Here is an 11,810-nt window from a genome sequence, read left to right on the forward strand (position 1 = left end):
AGGGCATGTCACTGCAGGAGTCTCAGGAATCACCGGAGCCGAACCGGGAAACACCGGACCCGTTGGAGGCCGCCACCCAGGCCACCCGGAGTCTGCAGGGGCTGTCCACCGAGCTGACCGCTCGGGTCCCGCAACTGCTGGAGGCCATGCGCTCGGTCGGCACCGGTCTCGAACTGCACTCCACGCTCGACCGCATCTGCGAGACCGCCGCCGAACTGGCGGACGCCCGCTACGCGGCGATCGGCGTCGTCGACACGGAAGGCCCCGGGCTCTCCGACTTCGTCACCTTCGGAGTCAGCCCCGCCCTGGCGCGCAAGATCGGCCACCGGCCGGACGGCAAGAGGGGGCTGCTCGGCGCGCTGATCTCCCACCCCGACACGGTTCGGCTCGCCGACCTGACGAAGGACCCCCGCTCGGCCGGGTTCCCCACGCACCACCCGCCGATGAAGACCTTCCTGGGCGTCCCGATCCGGGTGCAGGGCGAGATCTTCGGCAACCTCTACCTCGCCGAGAAGAACGGCGGCGGCGAGTTCAACGACTACGACGTCCACATGGTCCGCGTCCTGGCCACCGAGGCGGGGATCGCCATCGGCAACGCCCGCCTGTACGAGGCGGCCACGCAGCGCGAACGCTGGATCGACGGCTCGGTGGCCGTGACCACCGCCCTGCTGTCGGGCGGGGACGCGGACGACGCCCTCGCGGTGGTCGCCGAACAGGCGCGCAGGCTCGCCGACTCCGCCGCCGGGATCGTCCTGCTGCCGGCGGAGGAGGGCGGCATGGAGATCGTCGCGGTCTCCGCCGACAACCCGGCCAGCTCGCTCGGCGTCGTGATCCCCGCCGAGAGCCCGGTGGTGGGCCGGTTGCTGGAGGGGGAGCCGGTGTTCGTGGACGACGCCGCCGCGGACCCCCGCATGATCAGCAAGCTCACCAGCCAGTACGGCCCCTGCATGATGCTGCCCCTGCACAGCGGCGGACGGGTGCTGGGCGCCCTCGTCACCCCGAGGGCCCGTGGCAAGCGGCCCTTCAGCGAGGCGGAGCGGACCCTCGCCACGCAGTTCGCCTCGCAGGCGGCCCTCGCCCTGATGATGGCCGAGGCCCAGCGGGACCGGGAACGCCTCGCGGTCTTCGAGGACCGCGACCGGATCGCGCGGGACCTGCACGACCTCGTCATCCAGAGGCTGTTCGCGACGGGGATGATGCTGGAGGGCGCGCAGCGCCGCTCCATCGTCCCGGAGGTCCGCGACGGGGTCGGCAAGGCCGTGGACGAGCTGGACGTGACGATCCAGGAGATCCGCACCGCGATCTTCGCACTCCAGCAGGGACCGGCCGAGGCCCCGTCCGGACTGCGCACCCGCGTACTGCGGGAGATCAACATGGCCGCCGTGCCCCTGGGTTTCAAGCCCGCGCACCGCTTCCTCGGGCCGATCGACGCGGTCGTGGGCGAGCTCGTCGGCAAGAACCTGATCGCGGCCCTGCGCGAGGCCCTCTCGAACGCCTTCCGGCACGCGGACGCCTCGCGGATCGAGGTGGTGCTGGACTCCACCGTCACCCTGGCCGACGGCCGGCCCGGGGTCCGGCTGGAGGTCGCGGACGACGGGGTGGGGATCCCGGAGGGCGGCCGGCGCAGCGGACTGCGCAACCTGCGCCGCAGGGCCGAGTCCCTGGGAGGGGCGAGCTGGTACGGGCAGGGCATCGGCGAGGACGGCGGCGGGACCACCCTGGTGTGGGAGGCCCCGCTCTAGGTGTGTTGTCCGGACAACACACCTAGGTCTTGTCGGCCCGCCTAGGCGCGGGCCGCGCGGTCGGCGAGGATCGCCTCGATGACGATGGCCACCCCGTCCTCGTTGTTGGCGACCGTCTGACCCGAGGCGGCCGCGATCACGTCGGGGTGCGCGTTGCCCATGGCGTACGAGGTGCCGGCCCAGCTGAGCATCTCCACGTCGTTCGGCATGTCCCCGAAGGCGACGACCTCCTCGGGGGAGATGCCGCGCTCCGCGCAGCACAGGGCCAGGGTGCTGGCCTTGGAGACGCCGAGCCCGCTGACCTCCAGCAGGGCGGTCGGGCTGGAGCGGGTGATGGAGGCGTACTGGCCGGCGGCCGTGCGGGCCAGTTCCAGGAAGGCGTCCGGGGAGAGTTCGCCGTGGTGCGCGAGGAGCTTCAGGACGGGTGCGGTGCCGTCGTCCAGGTCCTCCTGGAGCAGCTTCTCCACGGTGGCGATGGTGGCGCCGGGGTCCTGGAAGAAGGGCGGGTAGTCCGGCTCGTAGTTGATCCCGGTGGTCCGCTCGACTGCGAAGGAGGTGCCGGGCGCGGCGGCGCGCAGGGCCTCGACGACATCGAGCGCCGTGCCGCGGGGCAGTTCCCTGACCTGGACGAACTCCCGACCGGCGTGCAGGTCGACGACGGCCGCGCCGTTGGCGCAGATCGCCAGACCGTGGCCGTGGACGTGATCGGCGACCACGTCCATCCAGCGGGCCGGGCGGCCGGTCACGAAGAAGACCTCGATGCCGGCCTCCTCGGCGGCGGCGAGTGCGGCGACGGTGCGGAGCGAGACGGATTTGTCGTCGCGCAGCAGGGTGCCGTCGAGGTCGGTGGCGATGAGCCGGGGTGCGGGGGTTGGCCCGTCCGGGCGCTGGGGAGCCGAGGTCACCGCTCCATCTTCACTCATGGGTAGGGGCTCGTCGCCCATGATCATGATCATGGGGGTGATGTTTCACGTGAAACGTCGCCTGGGTGGCGTGTTTCACGTGAAACATCGCGCGGAGGGGGCCGAGGGGGGCCGAGGGGGCGGCGGGGAACACGAGGGGCGCGGTGGGAACGTCGTAGGCTCGCTCGCATGAGTCTGCGTCTGAGCACCGTGATCCTGCCGTACCGCCCGTGGCACCAGGGTGGCCGTGACGAGTGGCAGAGGGCCGAGCGGCTCGGCTTCCACACCGCCTACACCTACGACCACCTGTCGTGGCGGACCTTCCGCGACGGCCCCTGGTACGGAGCGGTGCCCACGCTGACCGCGGCCGCCGCCGTCACCGACCGCATGCGACTGGGCACCCTGGTCACCTCGCCGAACTTCCGGCACCCGGTGACGCTGGCCAAGGACCTCATGACGCTGGACGACATCTCCGGCGGACGCCTCACCCTCGGTATCGGCGCAGGCGGCAACGGCTTCGACGCGACCGCGCTCGGTCAGGACGAGTGGAGCCCGCGGGAGCGGGCGGACCGCTTCGCCGAGTTCGTCCCGCTGCTGGACCGGCTGCTGACCGAACCCGCGGTGACCGAGCACGGCACGTACTACTCGGCCGTCGAAGCCCGCAACATCCCCGGCTGCGTGCAGCGGCCCCGTCTGCCCTTCGCCGTGGCGGCGACCGGGCCGCGCGGAGTGAAGCTCGCCGCGCGCCACGGCCAGGCCTGGGTGACCGCCGGGGACCCGAAGGTCTTCGAGGGCACTCCCGAGCAGTCCCTGGAGGCCCTGCGCGGCCAGCACCTGAAGCTCGACAAGGCCCTGTCGGAGATCGGGCGGGACAGCGCGACCATCGAGCGGGTCCTGCTGACGGGCTTCACCCCGGAACGCGCCACGATGCTGGAATCGGTGGACGCGTTCGTGGACTTCGCCGGTCGCCACCGTGAGCTGGGCTTCACCGAGCTGGTCGTCCACATGCCGATCGCCGACTCCGACTTCGCCGCCGACGACACCGTCTTCGAGCGGATCGCCACGGAGGCGCTCGGCCAGCTGGACGGCTGACCGGTCCGGTCGGACGCGGAGCCCCCGGGCCCGCGAGTCGCCGCCCCGGCCCCGCTGTGTCGCGGGGCCGGAGCGGCATCGCCGTCAGGACGTCACGGCGTCATGGCGTCACGCCGTCAGGTTGCCGTGGACCCGACGCGCCTCGGGAAGCAGCCACTCGGGGAGGCTGTCCTCGGGCCAGGCCTCGACCTCCTCGATCAGGGCCGAGACGCGGGCGGCGCCCACCTCCGGACGGCCCAGTTCCTGATCGGTCCAGGCGGCGTTGTTCAGGCACTGGAAGCGGTCCTGGACATGGGCGGGCCCGAGGTCGGCGTAGAGCGCGGCGGCCCGGTCCCACAAGAGGATCTCCTCCAGGCGCAGGGCCTCGATCTCCGAGGCGTCCAGCCGCCGGTCCGGTCCGTCGGCCCGCTCGCCGTCGGCGCCGCTCTCGGCTCCGTTCTCGTTCCGGTCCGCGTCGCCGTCCTCGCCGTCCTCGTCGTCGTCCTCGTCGTCCTCGTCGTCGTCCGATTCCTGCGCGGTGACGAGGCGGTCGAGCACCTGGGCCAGCTGGTGCCAGGTCTGGGCCAGCTCCGAGCGGAGGCCGGCCGACGCCGGGGCGTCCGGCTCGGCGGCCAAGGCCGTCTCCAGCACCCCGGCGGCCTCGTCCATCCGGCTCCGGGCCGTCGCCACCGTCGAGGTGGTGGCGCCCTGACGCAGGCCCAGCCAGGCCAGCGAACGCAGGATCCGTACCTCGGCGATCACCGCGCCGCCGGCGGCGCGGTGCAGTTCGAGGGCCCGCTCGTAGGCGGCCACCGCCTCCTCGACCAGCCCCGCCTCGGAGAGGTGGTCCGCGGCCGACTGCGCGAGGCTCGCCTGTGGACGCGGGTCCTCCCAGTCCTTCGTCAGTTCCGCCGCCAGCAGGTACTGCTCGGCGGCGGCCCGCGAGTCGCGCAGCGCGCCCAGCAGGTCGCCGAGGAACTCCCGCGCCGACACCGCCTGCCCCTCGCCGTGTTCCAGCAGGTCCGGCAGCGCCGACCGCAGTACCTCAGCGGCGTCGGCCGTCCTGCCCTCCCCCGCGTGGGCGCGCGCCAGGACCAGCCGCGCCTGGGCGCCGCCGTCGGCGCTCAGCCCGGCCTGGTCGAACCAGTGGGTCGCCGTCAGGGCGTGCTCGGCCGCCTCCGACGCCGTCTCCCGACGCCGCACCAGGATGTCGGCGAGGGTGAGCCGTACGACGGCCTGCTCCTCGGGGTCGACGATCTCCTCGGAGTGCTCCAGCGCGGACCGTGCGGCCTCCTCGGCCTCCTGCGCCCGCCCCGACGACATGAGGACGCCGGCCCGCATGACGAGGGCGTCGACCGCCTGCCAGGGCCGGTCGGCCTCGATGGACCGGGTCGCGGAGGCGGCGAGCAGCGCGAGCGCGTGTTCCGTGTCGCCCCGCTCGAGGGCGAGGCGCCCCAGCAGTTCCTCGGCCTCGGCGGCCAGGTCGGGCACGGTCTTCCCGTAGGAGGAGACGAAGGAGTCCAGCGCGTCGGCCAGAGCCCCGTGCCCGTCGTGCCCCGCGTGGTCGTGCCCGTCGTGCCCCTCGTGGTCCCCGTGTTCGTGCACGCCCTCGATCGAGAGCAAGTACGGCTCCAGGCGGAGTGCCGACAGTCGCGCGACCGCGATCCGCCGCTCCCGCGCCGGCTCGGCCGGCTCCAGGGCCTCGGCGGCCCCCAGTCCGGCGGCCAACAGCTCCCGCACCTCCCCCGGCGCCGCCCCGTCCCGGGCCGCCACGGTCGCCAGGCGCAGCTGCGCCACGGCGGCGCGGTCCGCCCGGCCCAGGTCCCGGTATCCGTCCCGGGCGGCCGTCAGCAGGCGGGCCGCGTCCTCGGCTCCCGCCCGCGCGGCGGCGAGGGCCCGGTGGTCGGCGATGTCCGCCGCGAGCAGCGGGTCCACCTCGGACGCCGGGAGCGCGCCGACCCGTACGGCCAGGTGCTCCCAGAGCGCCGCGGCGCCCGGTCGGCCCGTGTCGCGGGCCTCGCGGGCCCGTTCCACCAGGTCGGAGATGCCCCGCGCGGTCGCCGCGTCCGCCGTGGGCGCGGCCGGCGGGGTGGTCCGGGCGGCCTGCGGGAGCGCCGCGCTGCGCACGCCGAGCGGCAGGACGTCGATCAGCGGTCCCCGCTCGATCCGGGTGCGGAACCGGTCGGACACACGGGTGGTGCCGTTGCGCGCGTCGAAGCGGCGGGCGACGGCGAGGGCGCCCTCGGACAGCAGCCCGTGGAGTTCGGAGACGGTGCGGGGCACGCCCTCGTAGGGGACGGCGGGGCTGTCCCCGTGCCCCAGTTCCCGCAGTCGGCGCAGCAGGACGAGGATGCCGCCGTGGAAGGCGATCTGGTCGTCGACGTTGGCGAGGGGGCCCACGTGGGCGGCGTGGTCGGCCAGGATCTCCAGGCCGCGGGACTCGTTGCCGGTGAGGGCGCAGAACTCGATGTGCTTGCCGACCGAGGGCAGCAGGCTCTCGTCGCCCCGGACCAGGCGGTATCCGCGCAGGTGGTTCGAGCGGGCCTCGTCGACGCGCCCGAGGCGCAGCAGGGGCAGCAGGGAGGTCGCGAGGACCCGGTGGGGCTCCTCGGCGCAGGTCTGGTCGCCGTCGAGCACCGGCTTCCAGAGGTCGAGGGCCTTCGCGTCGTCGCCGCGCAGGACGGCGTACTGGCCCTGGCCGTTGAGCTCGCAGGCCACGCAGTCGCTCATGTCGTCGCGCTCGGCGGCGAGCCAGCGGGTGAAGGCGCGCTCGGCCCGGTCGTCGTCGCCGATGGCGTCGGCCAGCCACAGTTCGGACTCGCGGACGGGCCGTTCGCTGTAGCCGGCGAGGCGGTAGCGGCGCTCCATCTCGTCGAGCCAGCCGGTGGCGGATTCCACCGGAACCTCGGGCGAGTCGCCGATGGCCGTCGCCACCCACTTGAACTGCCAGAACAGGGAGTGGGTGTCCCAGTGGGAGAAGGCCGCGGGGTCCTTGTCGTACTCCTGGAGCAGCCGGGAGAAGGGCACCAGCATCCTGGAGGACTCGGCGCTGTACAGGTAGGAGTTGATCAGGTTGTCGAGGGCCTCGCGGAACAGGGCGCCGTCGCCGCTCACTTCCGCGGCCGAGGCCAGGGCCTCGGCGTGGGCGTTGCGCGCCGAACCGTTGGGCGCCCGGCGGTTCTCCATCAGGCCGTGCCGGATTTCTTCGGGGGACAGGGACGTCACTTCGGGTCCTCCTGGATTTCGACGGAGTGGGTGGCCCATTCCAGGAGCCCGAGGAAGGCCCGGTTGAGCAGGGTGGTGTCGGCCGGGCGCAGTGGCCGCTGGGACATCAACAGCGCCTGTCCGTAGAGCGATTCGATGGCGGTGCCGGCCAGGGCGGGGTCGGGCAGGTCGGCGATGCGCCGGATCAGCGGGTTGTTGTGGTTCAGCACCAGGCGGGCGCGCGGCCCCGTGCCGCGCAGGGAGCCGAGGATGCCGCTCCACAGGGAGTCGGCGCTCTCCAGGGCGGCGGTGCGGTCGCGCTCCTGCCGGGCCTGGCGGTCGTCGAGGTAGAGCGCCGGGACGGACACGGGCTGGAACGCGCGCAGCACGACGTCGCAGCTCTGCGGTTCCAGTCGGGTGCGGGCCGTGGCCAGGAAGGAGGCGAGGGCGAGTTCGACGCCGGTGGGTACGGGGTCCAGGCGCTCGGTGACGGCGCCCGCGTCGAGTTCGGTGACCTTGAGTTCCGGGCGGACGGCGGGCAGCAGGGCCAGCAGGTCCGCGTCGTAGGTGTAGCCGGCGTTGATGACGCCGAGGCCGTGGGCGGCCGCGATCGGGGCGATCTGGCGGAACTCCTCGACGGTGCGGGTGAAGTGGATGTCGCTGTGGGCGGCGGCGAACTCCTCCAGGCTCATGGCGCCGTCGCTCGTCTCGAACGGCAGCCACGGCAACATCAGGCCGAGCAGTTCGGCGTCGTGCCGGGCCAGGGACTTCACGCCGAGGTGGTGGACGCCGAGGAACGCCGCCAGGCGCTCGGGCTCGCTCGCGGCGAGTTCGGCGAGCCAGGACCGTACGCGGCTCCCCAGGGCCTCGCGCACGGCGGCCAGGGTCTCGTCGTCGTAGAGGTTCTCGCGGGAGGCGGTGGGCCGCAGCGTGTCGGTGTCGAGGACGACGCGGACGAAGAAGGCCCAGTCGGGCAGCAGGTTGTCGGCCTGGTCGGTGAGCAGCATGCCCTTGAGGTGGACGCGGTGTCCGGACCGGTGGGCGGGGCTGGTCGGCTCGGGCAGGACGTACGCGACCCCGCGCACGCCGGCGACGGGCAGGTCGAGGTCGATGCTGTCGAGCGGGGTGAAGCCGAACAGGGCCGCGCAGTGTCCGGCGAGCGCGACGCGGCGGGCGGCCGGGGTGGGGAAGGCGCGGTCCCACACGGCGGGTCGGTCGGTGATCGGGCGGGGTTCGCCGCCGGTGCCGTCGTCGAAGGTGATCTCGTGGGGCAGCAGGGAGCCGTAGTCGCGGGCGAGCTGCTCGACCTTGGCGGGGGCGGTCCACTCCTCGGCGCCCGGACGGGCCTGGAGGTGGACGGTGGTGCCGGGCTCCGGGCGGGCCTCGTGCGGGAGTTCGCGGACGGTGTAGGAGCCGTCGTCGGTGGCGAGCCACTCCACGGGGGCGGCGTCGGGCCGGCGGGCGGAGCGGGTGACGACGCGGATCTGTCGCGCGACGACGAAGCAGGCGAGCAGGCCGATGCCGAACTGTCCCAGGAACTCCTGGCGGGTGGTTTCCAGTCCCCGGACGGTGTCGGCGGTGTCGTCGCCTCCCCGCTTCGAGCTGCGGCCGATGGTGGCCAGGAGGGAGTGGGCCTCCTCGGCGGTCAGGCCGATGCCGGAGTCCTCGATGGTGACGCCGCCGGCGGAGGCGGACAGGCGGATGCGCACCCGCGCGCCGGGTTCGTGCGCGTGGCGGGCGGTGATGGCGTCGACGGCGTTCTGCAGCAGCTCGCGGACGTAGACGCGCGGGCTGGAGTAGAGGTGGTGGGAGAGCAGGTCGACCAGACCGCGCAGGTCGACCTGGAAGCTGTTGACCTCGGCGGCCTCCGCTCCGGGGGAGGAAGGGGAGGGGGTCGGGGAAGGGGATGTGGACGTCATGGGGCGTCACCTCGCATGCGCGTGTGGGAGTTTCGGCGATCGCGAGGTACCCCCCCTCACGTATCCCGGAGTGAGCAACAGGGTAGGGGGATGATCCGACAATCCACCCTCGAATTCCGGGCCGGTCCGGCTACGGGAGGCGCAGGAACCGCGGTGGTACGGCCTCGGTCAGCCACACGCCGTTCGCGCTGACGCGGAAGACGTGACCGGCCGCGCGCATCGCGCCGGCGTCGACGGCCAGCACGATCGGCCGGCCCCGGCGCGCGCCCACCCGGGTCGCGGTCTCGCGGTCGGGCGAGAGGTGCACGTGGTGGCGGGCCATCGGACGCAGGCCCTCGGCGCGGATCGCCTCCAGGGCCCGGGCGACGGTGCCGTGGTAGAGCCAGGCGGGCGGTTCGGCCTCGGGGAGGTCCAGGTCGACCGCGACCGTGTGGCCCTGGTTGGCCCGGATGCGGGTGCCGTCGATGGCGAAGCGCTGCTTGTCGTTGGAGGCGACCACGTGGTCGAGCTCCTGGCGGGTGAGGGGGAATCCGTGGGCCGCGGCGGCGGCCAGGAGGTCGTCGATCTCCACCCATCCCCGGGGATCGAGCGTCAGTCCGATGCGTTCCGGCTGATGGCGCAGGTGTTTCGAGACGTATTTGGACACCTTCACGGTGCGTTTGTCGTCCATTCCCCCAGCCTGCCGGGTCGGGCGGGGCTCCGGCAGGGATTTTTCGCCGCCCGTCACAGGGTGGACACCTCTATCATGATTCCGAGATACGGAATACATTTTCCACTGGACTGCTGCCCAGAGGGAGAATTCATGACAGAACAGGCTTCACTGCTGCGACGCGCGACGGCCGAGTTCATCGGCACCGCGAGTCTGCTCGTGGTGGTGATCGGCTCCGGGATCCAGGCCTCCGCCCTCAGCCCCGACACGGGCGTCGCCCTCGTCGCGAACTCCCTCGCGTCCGCCATCGGCCTCGGACTGATCATCACCCTCCTCGGGCCGCTGTCCGGCGCGCACCTGAACCCCGTCGTCACCCTGACCGCCTGGTGGGCCCGCCGCACCGGCGGTGAGGGGCTCGGCGGCCGTGAGGCCCTGTCCTACGCCGCGGCCCAGACGGCAGGCGCCGTCGCGGGCGCCGCCGTGGCCGAGGCGATGTTCGGCCGTACCCCCGGCGTCCTCTCCACCCAGGTCCGCGACGGCGGGCACCTGCTCATCGGGGAGATCGTCGCCACCGCCGGGCTGATCCTGGTCATCCAGGGCCTGGGCCGCATCGGCCGGGCGAAGCTGATCCCGGCCGCGGTCGCCGCGTACATCGGCGCCGCGATCTGGTTCACCTCCTCCGGCTCCTTCGCCAACCCGGCCGGCTCCGTCGGACGCGCCTTCAGCGACTCCTTCACCGGCATCGCTCCGCAGTCGCTGCCCGGATTCGTCGCGGCGCAGCTGGTGGGCGGCGTCCTCGGCCTCGCCCTCGCCACCCTGCTCTACGGGCGCGAGCGCCGGGGCCGTGCCCAGGACCCGGCGACGGTCGCACCGGTGGCCGTCCTGCCGGCGGATGTCGTACCGGTGACGGTCGCACCGGTGGCCGTCCTGCCGACGGACGTCATACCGGTGACGGTCGTGCCGACGGACGCCGTGGCGGAAGAGGTCGTGGCGGCGGAGACCGTACCGTCGGCGGCCGTGCCGACGGAGATCGTGCCGGCCGAGACGGCCTCGGCGGAGGAGGCGGAGAAGCCGGAGAAAACCGGACCGGGCGTGGCCGATATCGCGCGCGGGGGCGGCGCGTTCGAGACCGCCGTCTGAGGATCAGAGCGCGTTGCCCACAGGAAAACGGCACTTGTCCACAGCCGTTTCGGATGGTTTCGGGGACAAGGATGCGATTCGCCCTGTGGACTGCTGATCGAGCACTATCGGCCGCCCCTGCGCGCCAGATCGTTCATCGTCCGGGCCTGGAGCTCCCGCTCCGTCGCGGCCCGGACGAACTCCGCCACGTGATCGGGCCCCACCAGCTCCTGCACCGCCCGCACCGTCTCGGCCGGCAGGGCCACGGGTGAGGGGCCCGACGGCTGCGCCGCCCCGGCCGTGCCCAGGTGTTGCTGGAGGTGCCGGGTCGCGAACAGCCGCATCGCCCGCGCGAGCTCCGCGTCCACCGACTGTTGGGCGAGCGGGCGCAGCCGGCGGACCATCGTCGCCGCCTCCGCCGCGTCCGCGTCCGTCGGCGGCACCTCACCGAGGTAGCGCGCGAAGACGTGCTCGGTGGTGAAGTCCAGGAAGCGCGAAGCGATGTGCTCGACCTGGCCCCGCAGCTCGCGCAGGTGCCCGGTGATCGCCGACAGCGGCACCCCGGCCGCGTACAGCTCGGCCGCGACCGCCAGTTCCTGGGGCGAGGGCACCAGGAACTCGTCCGGCCGTCCCGGGATCCGCTCCAACACCCCCAGCTCGCAGGCCTCTCCCACCGCGTCGTCGTCGGGCAGGCCGCCGAACCGCTCGTCGAGGTCGGCCCGGGTGATCCGGGCCGCCTCCTCGTCGGTCCACGGCCCGTGCACCTCCGCGACCAGTCCCAGTACGCCGCCCAGGCCGCGGCCCGCGTCCCAGGCCTCCAACAACTCCTTGATGGAGGCCAGGGTGTAGCCCCGGTCCAGCAGGTCGGCGATCTGACGCAGCCGGGCCAGATGGGTGTCCCGGTAGACGTTGGACCGGCCGCGGCGCTCCGGCTTCGGCAGCAGACCGCGGTCCTGGTACGCGCGGATCGTGCGCACCGTCGCCCCGCTGTGGTGCGCCAGATCCTCGATCCGGTACTCGGCTACCGCCTGATCGGACAATCCCGGCTCCCTACGACATGGCGGCTCGGCCGACCGCGCCCGCCGCGGCCCGGGCGGCAGGTGACGCCGCCAGGAACTCGACCGCACCGCGCGACGAGCCCTCCTGCGAGGGATGGTACGACCGCCGGAAGTAGGGGGGTATGCCCGTGCCGGGCCCGGTGCGC

At 73.3% G+C, this 11,810-nt stretch carries 8 protein-coding genes and 1 pseudogene; 3 read left to right on the plus strand and 6 right to left on the minus strand.

Annotated elements, in window-relative coordinates; translation table 11 throughout:
* The first annotated feature begins 5 nt into the window (after nucleotides 1–5).
* Nucleotides 6–1,742, plus strand: a complete 1,737-nt coding sequence (locus tag ACZ6ZI_RS10230; protein WP_469518421.1) for a sensor histidine kinase — start codon at nucleotides 6–8, stop codon at nucleotides 1,740–1,742.
* 41 nt (nucleotides 1,743–1,783) lie between these two features.
* Here the strand turns inward: ACZ6ZI_RS10230 and ACZ6ZI_RS10235 are convergent, their stop codons facing one another.
* Entirely contained in the window at nucleotides 1,784–2,665 is an 882-nt protein-coding gene (locus tag ACZ6ZI_RS10235; protein WP_469518424.1) for a Cof-type HAD-IIB family hydrolase, read from the minus strand.
* Nucleotides 2,666–2,833: 168 nt separating this feature from the next.
* Here ACZ6ZI_RS10235 and ACZ6ZI_RS10240 point away from each other — a divergent pair, with 168 nt between their 5' ends.
* Nucleotides 2,834–3,736, plus strand: a complete 903-nt coding sequence (locus tag ACZ6ZI_RS10240) for an LLM class flavin-dependent oxidoreductase (RefSeq protein ID WP_469518426.1) — start codon at nucleotides 2,834–2,836, stop codon at nucleotides 3,734–3,736.
* 108 nt (nucleotides 3,737–3,844) lie between these two features.
* On the opposite strand, the gene ACZ6ZI_RS10245 is transcribed toward ACZ6ZI_RS10240, so the two are convergent.
* The 3 genes from ACZ6ZI_RS10245 to ACZ6ZI_RS10255 all read right to left on the minus strand — a co-directional run bounded on the left by ACZ6ZI_RS10245 (nucleotide 3,845) and on the right by ACZ6ZI_RS10255 (nucleotide 9,508).
* Nucleotides 3,845–6,940, minus strand: coding sequence for a tetratricopeptide repeat protein (locus ACZ6ZI_RS10245; RefSeq protein ID WP_469518428.1), 3,096 nt, complete (start codon nucleotides 6,938–6,940; stop codon nucleotides 3,845–3,847).
* Nucleotides 6,937–8,838, minus strand: coding sequence for an HSP90 family protein (locus tag ACZ6ZI_RS10250; RefSeq protein WP_469518430.1), 1,902 nt, complete (start codon nucleotides 8,836–8,838; stop codon nucleotides 6,937–6,939). Before ACZ6ZI_RS10250 ends, ACZ6ZI_RS10245 begins: the two co-directional genes overlap by 4 nt.
* Nucleotides 8,839–8,968: 130 nt before the next feature.
* On the minus strand, nucleotides 8,969–9,508 hold the full coding sequence (locus ACZ6ZI_RS10255; protein ID WP_469518432.1) for an RNA 2'-phosphotransferase: 540 nt from the start codon (nucleotides 9,506–9,508) through the stop codon (nucleotides 8,969–8,971).
* Between the two features lie 132 nt (nucleotides 9,509–9,640).
* On the opposite strand from ACZ6ZI_RS10255, the gene ACZ6ZI_RS10260 reads away from it, so the two are divergent.
* A complete protein-coding gene (locus tag ACZ6ZI_RS10260; RefSeq protein ID WP_469518434.1) occupies nucleotides 9,641–10,627 on the plus strand; it encodes an aquaporin in 987 nt (328 codons plus the stop codon).
* 104 nt (nucleotides 10,628–10,731) lie between these two features.
* Here the strand turns inward: ACZ6ZI_RS10260 and ACZ6ZI_RS10265 are convergent, their stop codons facing one another.
* Entirely contained in the window at nucleotides 10,732–11,646 is a 915-nt protein-coding gene (locus tag ACZ6ZI_RS10265) for a MerR family transcriptional regulator (RefSeq protein WP_363053485.1), read from the minus strand.
* Between the two features lie 10 nt (nucleotides 11,647–11,656).
* Nucleotides 11,657–11,797 (minus strand): annotated as a pseudogene (locus ACZ6ZI_RS10270) (metal-dependent hydrolase); the annotation flags it as partial.
* Between the last annotated feature and the right edge of the window lie 13 nt (nucleotides 11,798–11,810).

This window comes from Streptomyces sp. NPDC103540 (assembly GCF_055584445.1).

What these genes read in the sequence shown, in the direction of transcription:
- ACZ6ZI_RS10230 (WP_469518421.1), top strand. Translation starts at nt 6, where the DNA reads ATGTCACTGCAGGAGTCTCAGGAATCACCGGAGCCGAACCGGGAAACA.
- ACZ6ZI_RS10235 (WP_469518424.1), bottom strand. Translation starts at nt 2,665, where the DNA reads ATGAGTGAAGATGGAGCGGTGACCTCGGCTCCCCAGCGCCCGGACGGG.
- ACZ6ZI_RS10240 (WP_469518426.1), top strand. Translation starts at nt 2,834, where the DNA reads ATGAGTCTGCGTCTGAGCACCGTGATCCTGCCGTACCGCCCGTGGCAC.
- ACZ6ZI_RS10250 (WP_469518430.1), bottom strand. Translation starts at nt 8,838, where the DNA reads ATGACGTCCACATCCCCTTCCCCGACCCCCTCCCCTTCCTCCCCCGGA.
- ACZ6ZI_RS10255 (WP_469518432.1), bottom strand. Translation starts at nt 9,508, where the DNA reads ATGGACGACAAACGCACCGTGAAGGTGTCCAAATACGTCTCGAAACAC.
- ACZ6ZI_RS10260 (WP_469518434.1), top strand. Translation starts at nt 9,641, where the DNA reads ATGACAGAACAGGCTTCACTGCTGCGACGCGCGACGGCCGAGTTCATC.